This window comes from Bradyrhizobium sp. UNPF46, assembly GCF_006658625.1.
Taxonomy (GTDB): Bacteria; Pseudomonadota; Alphaproteobacteria; order Rhizobiales; family Xanthobacteraceae; genus Bradyrhizobium; species Bradyrhizobium nitroreducens.
Genome location: NZ_LFJB01000050.1, coordinates 1 through 14,812, shown reverse-complemented (window position 1 = coordinate 14,812; position 14,812 = coordinate 1). Strand labels below are relative to the sequence as shown.

Below are 14,812 nucleotides of genomic sequence, written 5' to 3'. Positions count from 1 at the left end.
CATCAGCGTCCCTCCCGCGACAGGCGCGGATTGAGCGCGTCGTTGAGGCCTTCGCCGATCAGGTTGAGACCCAGCACCGAGATCAGGATCGCGACGCCGGGAAACACCGTGATCCACCAGGCCTGGCGGATCACGGTGCGGCCGGCGCCGACCATGTAGCCCCAGGAGATCAGGTTGGGATCGCCGAGGCCGAGGAAGGCCAGCGAGGATTCCAGCAGGATCGCGGTCGCCACCATCAGCGAGGCCAGCACGATCACCGGCGACAGCGCGTTGGGCAGGATCTCGCGCAGGATGATCCAGGTGTTGCTCTGGCCGGTGACCACGGCGGCCTGGACATATTCGCGCGTGCGCAGCGACAGCACCTCGCCGCGGACGAGGCGCGCGACCGGCGGCCAGCTCACCACCGCGATCGAGGCCACGATCGAATAGATCGAGGGCTGCAGGATCGCCACCAGCACGATCGCGAGCGCGAAGCTCGGAATGGTCTGGAAGAATTCGGTGAAGCGCATCAGGGCGTCGTCGACCTTGCCGCCGAAATAGCCGGCCATGGCGCCGATGGGAATGCCGACGACCAGCGCGACCAGGGTCGAGACGAGGCCGACCAGCAGCGAGACGCGGGCGCCAAAGATCATGCCGGCGAACACGTCGCGGCCGAGCGCATCGGTGCCGAGCGGCACCGCCCCGAGCGTGAACGGCGGCAGGAACGGCCGCTGCACCATGCGCCAGGGCGAGTTCGGAAACAGCATCGGCCCGAATACCGCGATCGCAATCGCGAGCAGCAGGATGACGAGCCCGATGACGCCGCTCGGGCTTTTGAGCATCGATTTCCAGAACTGTTTCATGAGGCGAATTCGATGCGCGGATCGACCAGGCGGTAGACGAGGTCGGTGATGAGGTTGAAGATCAGGACCATGGCGGAGCAGATCACGAAGACGCCGAGCAGCAGGTTGTAGTCCCGCTGCAGCAGCGCGTCGTACATCAGGCGCCCGATGCCGGGCCAGGCGAACACGGTCTCGGTGATGACGGCGCCGCCGATCAGCGTGCCGGAATGCACGCCGGCCAGCGTTACGACCGGCAGCAGCGCGTTGCGCAGCACGTGGCGGCGCTGGATCACGGCGTCGGACAGGCCCTTGGCGCGCGCGGTCTTGACGAAGTCGAGCCGCTTCACCTCCAGCATCGAGGCACGCGTCATGCGGGTGTAGGTCGCCATGAAGAACAGGCCGAGCGTCATCGCCGGCATGATCAGGTGCGCGCCGACGTCGATCACATGAGCGAGGCCGGTGAGGTTGGCGCCGACTGTCTCGTAGCCGAAGCTGGGCAGCCAGTCGAAGGTCACCGAGAACAAGAGGATGCCCATCAGCGCCACCCAGAAGATCGGCATGGCGTAGAAGATCAGCGCGAACACGGTGATGGCGGTGTCGAGAAAGGTTCCGGCAAAGCGCGCGGCGAAGGTGCCGAAGAGAACACCGAGCATCAGCGAGATCGCAAACGCCGTCAGCGTCAGCAGCAGTGTTGCCGGCAGCCGTTCTGCAATCAGCTTTGCGACCGGCGCCTGCTGGCGGAAGGAGAAGCCGAGGTCGAGGGTCGCGATGCCCTTGACGTAGATGAAGAGCTGCTCGGGCAGCGGCTTGTCGAGGCCGAACTTCTCCCGGAGCTGCTTGACGAAGACCTGGTCGGAGGCGCCGGCCTCGCCGGCCATCACGACGGCGGGATCGCCGGGCGCAAGCCGGATCAGGAAGAAGTTGAGGACGACGATCGCGAGCAGGACGATCACGCCCTTGAGGACACGCTGGGCAACGAAGGAGAGCATTACGGAGTCATATTGGTGATGTGACCTGAAGCCACGAGGGCGGTGCGCTCCCTCGCCCCGCCTGCGGGGAGAGGGTTGGGGTGAGGGGGGCTCTCCGCGAGGGCGGTGAGAATTGGATTCGTGGAGACTCCCCCTCACCCGAATGCGCGCATTGCGCATATTCGACCTCTCCCCGCAAGCGGGGAGAGGTGAAGAAGCAGTTCCTCACTTGTCGAGCCATGCGTCCTTGAAGCCGTCATTGACCCCGATCCCCGTGGTGATCAGGTTCTTGACCTTGCAGCGGGTGATGGTCGGGAATTGCAGCTCCAGCATCCAGGCCACCGGCACGTCCTCGACCAGGATCTTCTGCGCCTTCTCGTAGATCTCCTTGCGCTTGGAATCGGGGGTCGCGACCGCGCCGTCGGCGAACAGCTTGTCGATCTCCGGGTTGGAATAGCCCTCGACGTTGTTGAACACCTGACCCTTGGCGATGTTGCTGGAGATGTAGTTGCGGCCAACCCCGAGCGCGGGATCGCCATACTGGTAGAGATAGGTGAAGGCGATGTCGTAGTCCCAGTCGCCGATCTTCTGGTTGCCGCCGGCAACGTCGGTGGCGATGGTCTCGATGTTCATGCCGACGTCCATGAGGTTCTGCTTCACCGCTTCACCCCAGCGCTGCCAGGTCTCGCCATAGGCCAGCGGCAGCAGGCGGATCTTCTCGCCCTTGTAGCCGGCTTCCTTCAGCAGCGCCTTGGCCTTGGCCGGATCGTACGGATATTTCTTCACATCGTCGGTGTAATACTTGATGGTCGAGGCGGACGGGCCGGTGGCGACCTTGCCGAGCCCGTTCCAGATCACGTCCTTGGCGAAGTCGCGATCGATCGCGTACATGACCGCCTGCCGCACCCGCTTGTCGGCGAGCGGTCCCTGCCGGTTGTTCAGCCACAGCCAGGCCAGCGGCGAGAAGAACTCCCAGCCGGCGCCGGTGACGCAGGTGTCCTTCAGCTTGGACAGCCGCGGCACGTCGAAATTCTCGACCGAGCCGCCGGGCAGCACGTCGACCTTGCCGGTCTCGTACGCCACCGAGCGCGCCGCGGCGTCGGGGATGATCTGCCAGTAGATCTCGTCGAGATAGGGCTTGCCCTTCTCGTGGTAGTTCGGGTTCTTGACCAGGCGGATGAACGAGCCCTTCTGCCACTCCTTGAACATGAAGGGGCCGGTGCCGACAGGCGCGTTGTTGTAGGGGTTGGTCTTCCAGTCGGTGCCTTCGTAGAGATGTTTCGGCACGATCGGCATCGAGCCGACCTCGAAGATGCCGAGGAAGGGGCCGAACGGCTGCTTCAGCGTGAACACCACCGTATAGTCGTCCGGCGTCTCGATCTTGTCGACCTGCGCCAGATTGGTGCGGGCACGCGCATGGGTCTGCTTGAGCATCTCCATCGAGAACAGCACGTCGGCGGCGGTGAAGGGCTTGCCGTCATGCCAGGTGACGCCCTTCTTGAGCTTGAAGGTGTAGGTCTTGGCGTCCTCGCTGACGCTCCAGCTTTCGGCAAGCTCCGGCAGCGGCTCGAGCTTCGGGCTGTAGCGCAGCAGGCCCTCGAAGATGTTGCCCGACACCATCTGGGTCGGGCCGTTCTGGACCTGCGCAAGCATCAGGCCGGGCGGCTCGGGCTGGATCACGGCATTGATCACGCCCCCCGTCTTCGGCTCTTGTGCCAGCGCCGGGGCCGCAAGGCCGCAAGCCAGGAGGAGACCAAGCAACACTCGTTTTGGCATGTCGTATCTTTCTCAAGCGCGACCAGCCGAAAACACTTCGCGACGTCATGGCGTGCAAAGCTGTGGCCAGCCCATCCCAGTCCCCATCCGATGTCGAGGCTCACACAGTCTCGTTCGGCGCCGCAAGATGAAAGTCTCGACAGCGTCAGCACAAAAAATGTACAGCGCGTCCTGTTTTCACTTGATTCATTGTCGTGTCACGGAGACAAGTCGGCCATGGACAATGCCACGCGCTCCGAACGGTCCCGCAACGCTGCACTCGAAGCAGCCATCGCGATCATCGCGCGCGACGGGCCCGGGCGGCTGACGCTCGATGCGATCGCCCGCGAGAGCGGCCTCAGCAAGGGCGGCGTGATGCACCAATTCCGCACCAAGGAAGCGGTGCTGAAGGCGCTGCTCGAGCGGCAGATGGCGCATTTCGAGGAGTTCTCCACCGACTATATGGCCAGGGTGCGCGCGACCTCCGCCAATCCCAATCTGGCGACCCAGCTCGCGACCGTGCGCGAAGCGGCGACCTCGCCGAATTCCGCTGCGCTGGCGCTGGTCGCGGCCATGGTCGAGAATCCCAACCTGATGGCGCTGCCGCGCGAGCGCGAGATGAGAAGGATGGCGGCGATCAGGGAAGAGGCCGCTGATCCGGATCTGGCGATGCTGCGCTGGGCCGGCGCGATGGGATTGCTGCTGAGCTCGCTGTTCGGCATGTCGCCGCTCAGCAAGGACGAGCATCAGCGACTGTTCGGGCGTCTGCTCGACGACGCGCAATGGACCGGCCTCGAACGGCCGGCGGCATCACGCGCCGCCAAATCCGGAGCGGCGCCGGGCGCAAAGGCCGCAACGCGGCGCAAGCGCGCCTGATTCATCGTTAACGAAACCCGATCATGGCCTGCACAAAGCCGCGCCAGCGGCGAAATGCATCAGGCCTTCATTTTCGATCTTTACAAACCGTCTGGTCGGTTTTATAAATCGGGACACTGAGGCGATCCGAAGCTTCCGACATGGCCCCGGACGAAGCCTAGGGTTGGCAATGGCGAGCCCCGCAGCCGCGTCCGGTCCCTGGCGCGGCTGCGGTCGCCATCGCCCCAACAGTGCCAAGAGGAGTCGGGAATGAGGAGCTCGATCGCGCTGCGCGGTCTGGGAGCGCTGGCGCTTTGCGCAGGCATGGGCGGCTGCGCCTCGGTCGCGCCGGTTCCCTATTCGGAGATGGCGTCCTCGGCCTACATGGCTCCGGACAAATCGGACGCCTCCGGCCGCGTGCCCTACCGCTACTCCACACCGGTCGATTGGCGCGCCTATAATAAGGTGATCCTCGATCCCGTCGTGGTCTATCGCGGGCGGGACCACCAGTTCGGCGACATGTCCGGCAAGGACAAGGCGACGCTCGCCGCCTACATGCAGAGCTGTTTCACCGAGCGGCTGCGCAGCCGCTTCGCGCTGGTGCAGGAGCGCGGACCGAATACCCTGCGGGTCAGGCTGACGCTCACCGGTGCGGTCGCCAACACGCCCGTGCTCGGCACGCTCTCGCGGTTCGATATGGCCGGCGCGGTCTACAACGGCGTGCAGGCCGCACGCGACGGCGAGGGCATGATGACCGGCTCGGTCATCTACGGCGTCGAGATCTTCGACGCGACGACCTCTCGTCTGCTCTCCGCCTACGTCACCAAGCAATACCCAGCCGCCTACGACATCAAGGCCACCGCCGGCGCGCTCGCGGCCGCCACGGCCGGCCTCGACAAGGGCGCCGATGCGCTGATGGCGCAGCTCAACTGACGCCGCGATCCATTCAACGAAAGGCATTGCCGATGAACATTCTCCTTCGCTTCGTGCTGCGCATCGCGATCACGATCGTGATGCTGACATTTGGAGGCCGCGCCGGCGCCGTCATGCCGGCAGATCCGAGCGGCACCTGGCTGGTCGAGGATGGCCGCGCCCGCATCCGCCTCGAGCGCTGCGGGCCGTCGCGCGACCGCCTTTGCGGCTTCATCGTCTGGATGAAGGAGCCAACGGACAAGCGCGGCCAGCCTTACCGCGACAGCCAGAATCCGGATCCGGACAAGCGCGCCCGCACACTGCTCGGCCATCAGCTCATCATGGGCCTGCAAGCGACGGCGGAAGGGCGCTTCGCCGGCGACATCTATAATGCCGAGGACGGCAAATCCTATTCAGTCTCGATCTGGCGCGAATCTCCCGAGCGCCTCAAGCTGAAAGGCTGCCTGATCAAGTTCCTGTGCCAGACCCAGACCTGGCGGCAGACCCTCGACGTCGTGCCCGGTCAGCTCGTCGGCCTCACCGGCGATCTGAACGGCCCGCGCGCCGACAAGGAATGGGCTGTTGTGCCGGCCCCGAAGCCGATACCGGCGAAGGTGAAATAGCGGTCTCGCTCAGGAGGTCCGCAGCGCCCGCCGCAATTCGTCGAGCGCCTCCGCGAGCTGCTCGCGGTGCGCGATGTCGTCCTTGGGGATGGCAGCGACGCTGCCGGCGAGCTCACGCAGGATGCCGGCGAGCAGGCCGAAATTGATGTGCAGGTGCACCGATTTGCGCTCGTCGGCCGCGCCCGGATGTTGCAGCACCAGCGCAACCCCGCTGCCGTCGAGCCGCGCCTCGAACCGCGACGAATGCTCGAAGGTGCCGACATAGAACTTGTCGGGATATTCGAGCGCGATCTCTGCCTTGTCGGGAACCGGCCTGGACATGTGAACCTCGTTGATGCCGGCCAAGTCTCGCCGGGAATTGATCGGGCCGCCTTGCGATACATCAGAGGCGGCTTCCGATTTGATCCGGATCAAAGTCAGGCCGCCGCTTTTGCGATCCAATAGCAACTGGCGGGAACCCGGCACCGGGCGTCCTGCTCCCTTGAGCCGTGAGACGAGCGATGGACATCCAGGCCACCACTATCCCTGCGGCTGACGATAACGGACCCGATGTCGCCGGTCGCGAGGCGGCGCCGGATGCGGGGGTGCAGCATTGCCTGCGATTGCTCGGCAATGCCGGCCTGCGCCCGACGCGCCAGCGCCTCGCGCTCGGCCAGTTGCTGTTCCTGGGCGGCCATCGTCATGTCACCGCAGAGAGCCTCTATGAAGAGGCGATGGCGGCGAACGCCTATCTGTCGCTGGCGACCGTCTACAACACGCTGAACCAGTTCACCGAGGCCGGCCTGCTGCGCCGGATCGCCGCCGACGGCCTCAAGTCGTTCTTCGACACCGACACATCGGTGCATCCGCACTTCTATCTCGAAGGCGAGGATATGCTGGTCGACGTCGCCGAAGGCCTCGCCTTCACTGGGATGCCCGAGGCGCTTCCCGGCCACGAGATCGCGCGGCTCGACGTCATCGTCCATCTGCGCCGCAAGCGAACCTGAAGCGCAATGAGATTTGGATGGATCATCATTGCGCCTTCAGTTGTTGTTTGCGCATGATCTTTCCGGAAAACCGCTTCGCACTTTTCCGGATCGCGCCTCAGCGCAATCCGGCGCGCCGGAATCCTTCCAGATAGTGCTCGCAATCCGCCGCATTCGCCCATGGCAGCTGGGTTTCGATCCAGTGCAGCGAGATGCCCGGCTGGGCGCGGCGGAGCTCGCCCAGCGCCGTCTCCGCCAGCATCTCGTCGCCGGTCATGCCGGCCGAGACCGCGAGCACGCGGTAGGCGCCGGTGAGATCGCCGCGATGGCGGATCGCCTCGCGCGCCAGCGCGATGGCCTCGTCATAATGGCGTTCGGTGAAGCGCGCATAGCCGGCGATGCCGTGATAGATCGCCAGCGACGGATCGCGCGGTGACAGCCGGATCGCTCTTTGCGCGGCCTCGAACGCCTCCCTGGAGCGTCCGGCATAGGACAGCGCCAGCGCGTCATAGCCTTGCGCCAGCGAGAAGTTCGGATTGAGCGCGAGCGCCTGCTCGAACTCGGACAGCGCATCCGCGAGCCTGCGTGTCGAGAAATAGACGCTGCCGAGCGCGACATGGGCCCAGGCATCCTCGTGGTCGCAGCGCACCGCGGCGAGCGCAGCGGCCTCCGCCACCGGCGCCACCGCGGCGAGCTCGGCCCAGCCGAGATGCGCGCCGAACATGTGGTTTGCCGCCAACAGCGACAGCGCCTGGCCGTAGCTCGGATCGATCGCGATCGCGCGTTCGAGCAGCGCGCGTGCGGTGTCGTGATCGCGCCGCGTCACCCGCCAGAAATGCGACAGCGCCCGCATCAGGAGATCCCACGCGTCCAGGCTCGCAGGCGGCTTGCTGTGGGCGCGAAAGCTCTCCGCCGCGTAAATCTGCGGCTCGATCGCCGCGGCGATCGCGTTGGTGATCTCGTCCTGGACGGCGAAGACGTCGACCAGCTCGCGGTCGTAGCGCTCGGCCCACAGATGGCTGCCCGAACTGGCATCGTTGAGCTGCGCGGTGATGCGCACCCGGCTGCCCGCCTTGCGCACGCTGCCTTCGACGACGTAGCGGACGCCGAGCTCCTCGGCGATCTGCCTGATATGGACCGCGCGTCCCTTGTAGGTGAAGGACGAGTTGCGGGCGATCACCATGAACCAGCGCTGCTTCGACAGTGCGGTGAGGATGTCCTCGCTGATGCCGTCGCCGAAATACTCCTGTGCGGGATCGCCGCTCATGTTCTCGAAGGCAAGCACCGCGACCGCCGGACGGTCTGCCGCGCGCGGCAGAGCCGGCCTTGCCTCGGCTGGCACGATCGACGCTGCCGTTTCTTCCCGGACCTCGCCGACGAAGCGAAAGCCCTTGCGCGGAATGGTCTTGATCAGCCGCTGGGTCGCGCCGTCGTCGCCGAGCGCCTTGCGCGCGGCGTTGATCCGGCTGTTCAGCGCCGAATCCGAGATGATCCGGTCGCTCCAGATCTGGCTGATCAGGTCATCCTTGCTGACCACACGGGCGCGCTGCGCGACGAGATAGAGCAGCAGATCGAACACTTGCGGCTGCAACGGAACGGTCGCCCCGCCGCAGCTGAGTTCCCGCAGGTTGCCGTCGAGCACGTTGTTTTCAAAGCGAAATCGCACGTTTCTGTCGTCTCAAGAGAAAATCAAAGTCGTCTCAGGCGAAAATCAACCGTCCGCGAAAGTCTCAGGGCGTCCGATCCGGCATGGTGGAAGGACCAAACAGTGTCGATGTCTCGGCACAACGGAGCGTTCTATGACCCAACTTGATCACCAGGTTCATTACGTCGGCCCGGAGATTACCGGCTCACGCATTTTCAAGCTCATCGCCTTTCTGTACGGAATTTCCGCCTATCTCGTGTTCTTCGTCACCGTTCTCTACGCCATCGGCTTCGTCACGGGGTTGGTGGTGCCGAAGACCATCGACACCGGAACCGACACGCCGACTGTCGAGGCGGTCATCATCAATCTACTCTTGATGACGCTGTTTGCCGTTCAGCACAGCGTGATGGCGCGCCAGCAATTCAAGGCATGGTGGACACAGTTCGTCCCCAAGCCGGTCGAGCGCTCGACCTATGTGCTGTTCGCAAGTCTGTCGCTGCTCCTCCTGTTCTGGCAGTGGCGTCCGTTGCCTGCGGTCATATGGAACGTCGAGAATCCCGATCTCGCCGTGACTCTGGTCACGCTGTCCTTTGCCGGCTGGGTCCTGGTGTTCACCAGCACCTACCTGATTAATCACTTCGAATTGTTCGGATTGCATCAGGTGACCAACCATCTGATCGGGAAGGAGACGCCGCCGCCGCGCTTCAAGACGCCGCTGCTCTACAATTTCGTGCGTCATCCGATCTATCTCGGCTTCATCATTGCGTTCTGGGCGGCGCCGACCATGACCGCGGGCCATCTGCTGTTCGCGGCCGTCACCACGCTCTACATCTTCGTCGGCATCGCGCTGGAGGAGCACGACCTCGTCGCGCTCTTCGGCGACGAGTACCGGCAGTACAAACAACGGGTGTCGATGCTTATTCCCTGGCGCCGGTCACTCTAACCTCGGTGCGGCACTGCGCGCGTCCGCCGAACGGAGGACGCGCCGCCGCGCCGGGTAAGCTACGCGAGCATCTCACGCGCCCGTCCCTCCAACGTCCCCCGGGGTGATCTCCCCCTTCACCCCGACACCTCTCCCTGCACCCGCCAGTCCCGACATGTCGCGGACCCCGGGGCAGGGAGAGGATTTCTCCCCCTTCAACCAAACGGAGACGACCCAATGAAACATGTCGGAAACTGCTTCTGTGGCGCGGTGACGATCGAGGTCACCGGTGCGCCGGAGGCGATGGGCTACTGCCATTGCCGCTCCTGCCGGTCGTGGTCGGGCGGGCCGGTCAACGCCTTCAGCCTGTGGAAGCCCGAGGCCGTGCGCGTCACCGAGGGCGCCGCCAATGTCGAGACCTTCGCCAAGACGCCGCTCAGCCAGCGCAAATATTGCAAGAAGTGCGGCGGCCATCTCATGACCAACCATCCGCCGCTCGGTCTGGTCGACGTCTTCAGCGCCACCATCCCGACGCTGGCCTTCGCGCCCGGGGTTCACGTCAACTATGCCGAGACCGTGCTGCCGATGCGGGACGGCCTGCCCAAGCTGAAGGATTTTCCGGCCGAGTTCGGCGGCAGCGGCGAGATGATGCAGGAGTAGCGTCGCGCAGGCGAGGGTTTTTCCCGCGGCCATCCTTCGAGACGCCCGCTTTTAGCAGGCTCCTTGAGGAGGCGCGTTAGCGCCGTCTCGAAGGACGAGGCGCGCGCTCAGAGAGGGCGGCAGTGCGCCGCCCTCAATGTGTTTTCTCGACGGAGACGCAAGACTAGCCGCCGCGCGATTCGACGACCTTGCGGCAGCTGTCCGACAGCTTCGACTTGTTCTCGCGCAGGCAGGCGTTCATCTGCGGCGGCTTGCCGATATGCTCGGCGCAGAATTTGCTGGCATCGCCGCGGCAGGCCATCTGTTCCTGGACCGACGGACCGGATTGCGCGGCAGCGGGCAGGGCGGCCGCAGTGAGCAGCAGCGCGGCAAGAACCGAAATCTTCATGAAGCACCTCTCTTGGAATCCTCGTTGGTCCCGACCGGGATCAATCGGGCCGGACCATCCCGCAAGGGCTGGGCGGGGGTCCATGCCATGTTCATGGCACCGGCAGGCCTTGAGGGACGCGGTACCCCCATCTTCATGGCATGTATCCGCGCGCCGTCTTTTGTCATTCAGGCTGCACCTCGGCTGCGAGACCCGGTGATTGCATCGGGACGCCGAACGGGAAGCAGGAGAGCAAGAATGTCGAAGAGAGCTGGAGCGCTGAGCGCAGGGCTGACGGTCATGGCGCTCGCGAGCGCGGCGATGGTGTCGCTGGGCACGAGCCCGGCGCAGGCGGTGGTCTATTGCAAGACCGTCGGCGTGCCCAAGGGCTGCGTGGTGCGGCCGACGGCGGCGGTGGTGGTTGCCCCGGGAGCGCCGGTTGCGGCCGCGGCGGTCGCAACGCCCGGCGTCGGTGCGCCCGGTGTCGGCGTGCGCGCGGGAACCCCGATGAACCGCGGCGGCCCGGTCAATCGCGTCGGCGTGCGCTGATCGCTTCTTCACCTCGCCCCGCTTGCGGGGAGAGGTCGAATTCGAGCGTAGCTCGAATTCGGGTGAGGGGGACTCTCCACGAGTCCAACTGCCACCGTCCTCGCGGAGACGCCCCCTCACCCCGACCCTCTCCCCGCAAGCGGGGCGAGGGAGAAGAGTTCGGGCCAACGGGGCCTGCGGACGAACACCCCCCGTCCTCCGCAGGCAGATTTACCCGGCCCGTCCCCTCTCTCCGTGCGCCCCACACGTTCGGGGAGGGGGTTTTTCAGCCCGCAGCCATGTCGCTGTCGGGAAAACGCTGCGGCAATTGCAGCCGCACGCGGGTGCCCGAGCCATCGGAGCTCAGATCGAGCACGGCGCCGCAGCGCGCGGCGCGGTTTCTCATGTTGCGCAGGCCGCGCGCGGTCTGGCCGTTGCGTCCGGCCTCGCCGTTGCCTGCAATCGCGAAGCCGCGGCCGTCGTCGGTCACGCTGATCACGCCGTAGGGCCCCTGGCCCGCGTCGAACGTGTCGATGGTCACCGCGATGCGGCGGGCCTGCGCATGCTTGACCGCATTGGTCACGGCCTCGTCGAGGATGCGCACGATCTGGACGACGTGCCAGGGCCGCAGTTCCGGATGCAGCGGCACGCCCTGCGGCGTCGCCACGCGCCAGTCGAGCGTGATGTCGTGCGGCCGCAATTGCGCGCTCGCGCGCTCGCGCCAGGAGCCGAGCGCGAGCATCAGGTCGCCGCCGATGTCGTCCATGGAATCGATGACGAGACGCAGATCCTTCAGCGCGGCACGCGCGGCATCGGTGATGCTCGCGCCCTCGTGGCCGCGCTCGGACAGCGCGACGATGCTGACGAGCTGGCCGCCGAGGCCGTCATGCAGGTCGCGCATCAGGCGTGTGCGTTCGTTGGCGAGCGCGGCGGCGCGGGCGCGTTCCTCTTCGCGCGCAAAGCTCGCCTTCAGCCGCTCCTCGGCCTCGCGCACCCGCGTCACGAGCTGGTCGGCAAAGTTGTCGACCTGGTTCAGCGCGCGGGCGAAGCGCCAGGTCAGCCCGGCCCCGATCGCGACCAGCATCGCCGAATAGGACAGGCGCGAGACGAAGATGCGATCGGTGTTCACGATCTCGATCACCGTGAGCATGTCCCGGATCCAGCAGACCAGCACGATGGTGACGGCGCAGCCGATCGTGAAGCTTGCAGCGTCCTGCCGCCGCACGACCGCGGTCGCGGTGACCCAGGCCATCAGCAACAGGCAAAGCCCGACCGTGGGGATGCCGAGCACCAGGAAGAGGATGCGCGGCAGCGGCGGTCCCCCGATCAACCCGACCACGAACACGACGAGGCCCGGCACGAACAGCAGCATGCCGTAGCGCGGCCAGCGCCAGCCGAAGAACAGCACGCCGAACATGACGACCAACGCGCTCTCGATCGGCGCGGACGCCAGCAGCACGGAGGCAAGCCGCGACGTGGCGGCCGGCGGCACCGGCGGCGGGACGTACGCCTGCACGACACCGAGCACCATCGCGACCGCAAGCACGCCGTAGACCGGCTCGCGGCGCCGCATCAGCCACATGATCGCGAGGATGACGGCCAGGATCGACTGCCAGGCCGAAAACACCACCGGCAGGGTGACGAACAGCAGCGTGCGCGTCTCGTACGCCGGACGCAAGGCGGCGTCCGGTCCGACATAGACCGTGTCGAGAAAGCCCTTGAGCGGTCCCCACACGAACAGCCGCACCGTGATCTCGTTGGCGCCCTCGCGCAGCAGCGAGGCGGGAATCGCTGCGATCTGCGGCGTGTTGCGGTCGGGCCGGTTGGCATTGGCATCGCGCCGGGAGTCGAGCACGACGACGCCGTCGACGGCGACCTCGATCGCGTTGCTGAAGCGCGGCAGGTAGACCGACCATCCCGATGCCGCTTCGCCGCGCCGGAACGTGAAGCTGCCGGTGTAGAGCGGCGGGTCGTCCACGGAATAGCGCGACGCAGTGAAATGCGGCAGCGTCACCGGGAGCGTCACGCCGTCCTGCCGCAGCGAAAACCCGCTCAAAGCAAAATCGTCGGGATCGCTCGGCTGCAGCAGCCGCAGCCCGAGCACGGTGGCGATCACGATCAGGGCCTGGAGCAGCAGATAGGGCACGAGGCGCGAGGCGATCAACCGCCGCCGCGGGCGTGGCTGCGCCTTCGCAGGTGCCTCCGCAGGTGCCTTGGCCGCGACCTCGCTCACAGCTTGATCAGGCCCTGCTGCACCGCCTCGAACACCGCTTCGCTGCGCGTGTGCACCTCGAGCTTGCGATAGATGTTCTTGATGTGGCCGGGCACGGTCTGCTTGGACAGGCCGAGATGGCTCGCGATCTCGGCATAGCTGAAGCCCTTGGCGATGCCCCAGAGGATGTCGATCTCGCGCGGCGTCAGCCTCGCGGTGTTGAGCACGGGGCCGGGCGGCGGCTCTGCCGAGCTCTGCGCCGCACCTTGCGTCCGGCGCACGATGAAGCGTGCGATCGAGGCCGAGATCGGCGAATGGCCGGCGACGAGATCGCGCACGGTGGTGGCGATGTCGGTCGGGAAGGCGTCCTTGAGCAGATAGCCGGTGGCGCCGACCGTGATCGCGGAGATCACGCTCTCCTCGTCCCCGAGCGCCGAGATCACCATGATCTCGGTGTCGGGGAAGCGCTGCCGCATCTCGCGGATCAGCTCGATGCCGTGACCGTCGGGCAGCCGCAGATCGGTCAGCAGCACGCGCGGCGCGCCGGCGGCCAGGGCGGCGCGGGCTTCGCCGAGCGTGCCGGCGCTGCGCACCTCGTAGCCGGCCTTGACCAGCGCATCCTGCAGCCGCCAGCAAGTCGGCGCGTCGTCCTCGACGAGGAGGATGGTGATGGTCTCACCCGTCTCGCCCTGTTCGGTCATGATCATGGTCCCGCACCCCGCGTGTCCCCCGCAGCGCAAGGGCAAGTTTAACCGGTGCCGGGATGGCAGGACACCCATAATCATGGGGGCGGGGATGATACGGAACGGCCATGTACTGGTCTGGCATTGCGGGGCGATGGACGGCGAGCGCCGCCGGCAATTCTGCTCACGAAAGATCCACCCGCGGCGGTGGATAGCGCCTCGCCAGCATCGACAGCGACAGACGCCGTTCGTCTTCCGGCAGCTCCAGATAGGCCAGCACCAGCGGCCGCTTCCAATCGCCGATGCCGAAATCCATCGCCATCCATTTCTGCGGCTCGGGGCCTTCGAGGCCCCGGACCCAGACGAAATAGCGGGGAAGGTCGTCGGCGTCCGTCGTGCGTGTCCTGGCCATCAAGCTGTCCGCTGCATCAGATCGGTTGCCGGAAGATATAGGGATTGCCGCGGCGAAGTCGAATGCCTCGGGACGCGCCATCTCTCTCCTCCTCGTCATTGCGAGGAGCCCGTGACAAAATTGGGAGCAATTTTGCACTGGTGCGACGAAGCAATCCAGATTGTCTTCGCGGATGCTGTCCCGGATTGCTTCGCCGCGCACGCAATGCCGGCGTGGATGGAGGCGGGCAGGTATGAGGCGATTGGACTGCTGAACATGATCCCCGGCCGGGACGAGGTCGGTCCGCCCCGCTTCGGGATTCCAAAATTCTGCTTGACCGAAATTCGGAAATACCGTATATGTCGCGCATCCCGGCCCATGGACAAGGGGCGTTTCGCGATCGTCACGATACGCGGGCGGGGTGGCGGTGGACGTGGAGTGCATCGGCGCGCCGGCAATCGCAGGGCGGGTTTGGCCCGTGAGCGGTTGAGCAGCGCGCACACGA

17 protein-coding genes are annotated in these 14,812 nt (G+C 65.8%); 8 read left to right on the top strand and 9 right to left on the bottom strand.

Translation table 11 applies throughout. The annotated features are described in order from the left end of the window. Nucleotides 1–2: 2 nt before the first annotated feature. From UNPF46_RS21015 to UNPF46_RS21005, 3 genes are all read right to left on the bottom strand, one after another. Entirely contained in the window at nt 3–842 is an 840-nt protein-coding gene (locus UNPF46_RS21015) for an ABC transporter permease (RefSeq protein ID WP_142251275.1), read from the bottom strand. Next, on the bottom strand, nt 839–1,810 hold the full coding sequence (locus tag UNPF46_RS21010; RefSeq protein WP_142251274.1) for an ABC transporter permease: 972 nt from the start codon (nt 1,808–1,810) through the stop codon (nt 839–841). The genes UNPF46_RS21015 and UNPF46_RS21010 overlap by 4 nt, the downstream gene beginning before the upstream one ends. A gap of 204 nt (nt 1,811–2,014) precedes the next feature. Further along, nucleotides 2,015–3,565, bottom strand: a complete 1,551-nt coding sequence (locus tag UNPF46_RS21005; RefSeq protein ID WP_142251273.1) for an ABC transporter substrate-binding protein — start codon at nt 3,563–3,565, stop codon at nt 2,015–2,017. Nucleotides 3,566–3,781: 216 nt separating this feature from the next. Here UNPF46_RS21005 and UNPF46_RS21000 point away from each other — a divergent pair, with 216 nt between their 5' ends. From UNPF46_RS21000 to UNPF46_RS20990, 3 genes are all read left to right on the top strand, one after another. Further along, nucleotides 3,782–4,420, top strand: coding sequence for a TetR/AcrR family transcriptional regulator (locus UNPF46_RS21000; protein ID WP_142251272.1), 639 nt, complete (start codon nt 3,782–3,784; stop codon nt 4,418–4,420). Nucleotides 4,421–4,669: 249 nt separating this feature from the next. After that, nucleotides 4,670–5,332 (top strand): DUF3313 domain-containing protein, encoded by a 663-nt coding sequence (locus UNPF46_RS20995; protein WP_100177938.1) that lies wholly within the window; start codon nt 4,670–4,672, stop codon nt 5,330–5,332. A gap of 32 nt (nt 5,333–5,364) precedes the next feature. Then, entirely contained in the window at nt 5,365–5,934 is a 570-nt protein-coding gene (locus UNPF46_RS20990) for a DUF2147 domain-containing protein (protein WP_142251271.1), read from the top strand. A gap of 9 nt (nt 5,935–5,943) precedes the next feature. Here the strand turns inward: UNPF46_RS20990 and UNPF46_RS20985 are convergent, their stop codons facing one another. Then, entirely contained in the window at nt 5,944–6,255 is a 312-nt protein-coding gene (locus tag UNPF46_RS20985) for a hypothetical protein (protein WP_100181244.1), read from the bottom strand. A 179-nt stretch (nt 6,256–6,434) separates the two neighbouring features. Here UNPF46_RS20985 and irr point away from each other — a divergent pair, with 179 nt between their 5' ends. Further along, a complete protein-coding gene (gene irr / locus UNPF46_RS20980) occupies nt 6,435–6,920 on the top strand; it encodes a Fur family transcriptional regulator Irr (RefSeq protein ID WP_142251270.1) in 486 nt (161 codons plus the stop codon). 97 nt (nt 6,921–7,017) lie between these two features. Here the strand turns inward: irr and UNPF46_RS20975 are convergent, their stop codons facing one another. Further along, nucleotides 7,018–8,565 (bottom strand): winged helix-turn-helix domain-containing tetratricopeptide repeat protein, encoded by a 1,548-nt coding sequence (locus tag UNPF46_RS20975; protein WP_142251269.1) that lies wholly within the window; start codon nt 8,563–8,565, stop codon nt 7,018–7,020. Between the two features lie 133 nt (nt 8,566–8,698). On the opposite strand from UNPF46_RS20975, the gene mddA reads away from it, so the two are divergent. Further along, the gene (gene mddA, locus UNPF46_RS20970; protein ID WP_181770036.1) at nt 8,699–9,487 is read left to right on the top strand and encodes a methanethiol S-methyltransferase; all 789 of its coding nucleotides are present in this window, start codon (nt 8,699–8,701) and stop codon (nt 9,485–9,487) included. 216 nt (nt 9,488–9,703) lie between these two features. Beyond that, nucleotides 9,704–10,126: a GFA family protein gene (locus UNPF46_RS20965; protein ID WP_100177934.1), complete on the top strand. Its 423-nt coding sequence runs from the start codon at nt 9,704–9,706 to the stop codon at nt 10,124–10,126. 163 nt (nt 10,127–10,289) lie between these two features. Here the strand turns inward: UNPF46_RS20965 and UNPF46_RS20960 are convergent, their stop codons facing one another. Further along, nucleotides 10,290–10,514: a hypothetical protein gene (locus tag UNPF46_RS20960; protein WP_094895875.1), complete on the bottom strand. Its 225-nt coding sequence runs from the start codon at nt 10,512–10,514 to the stop codon at nt 10,290–10,292. A gap of 237 nt (nt 10,515–10,751) precedes the next feature. Here UNPF46_RS20960 and UNPF46_RS20955 point away from each other — a divergent pair, with 237 nt between their 5' ends. Beyond that, nucleotides 10,752–11,042: a hypothetical protein gene (locus tag UNPF46_RS20955; RefSeq protein ID WP_100177933.1), complete on the top strand. Its 291-nt coding sequence runs from the start codon at nt 10,752–10,754 to the stop codon at nt 11,040–11,042. Between the two features lie 265 nt (nt 11,043–11,307). On the opposite strand, the gene UNPF46_RS20950 is transcribed toward UNPF46_RS20955, so the two are convergent. The 3 genes from UNPF46_RS20950 to UNPF46_RS20940 form a co-directional block, all read right to left on the bottom strand. Beyond that, nucleotides 11,308–13,254 carry a sensor histidine kinase gene (locus UNPF46_RS20950; RefSeq protein WP_142251268.1) on the bottom strand — a complete coding sequence of 649 codons (1,947 nt, stop codon included), beginning with the start codon at nt 13,252–13,254 and terminating at the stop codon, nt 11,308–11,310. Next, the gene (locus UNPF46_RS20945; RefSeq protein ID WP_174719320.1) at nt 13,251–13,934 is read right to left on the bottom strand and encodes a response regulator transcription factor; all 684 of its coding nucleotides are present in this window, start codon (nt 13,932–13,934) and stop codon (nt 13,251–13,253) included. Before UNPF46_RS20945 ends, UNPF46_RS20950 begins: the two co-directional genes overlap by 4 nt. A 166-nt stretch (nt 13,935–14,100) precedes the next feature. Next, nucleotides 14,101–14,328, bottom strand: a complete 228-nt coding sequence (locus tag UNPF46_RS20940; protein ID WP_142251285.1) for a hypothetical protein — start codon at nt 14,326–14,328, stop codon at nt 14,101–14,103. Nucleotides 14,329–14,439: 111 nt separating this feature from the next. On the opposite strand from UNPF46_RS20940, the gene UNPF46_RS38125 reads away from it, so the two are divergent. Next, nucleotides 14,440–14,812, top strand: a 373-nt coding sequence (locus UNPF46_RS38125) for a hypothetical protein (protein WP_210248345.1), incomplete at its 3' end; no start/stop codon positions are given.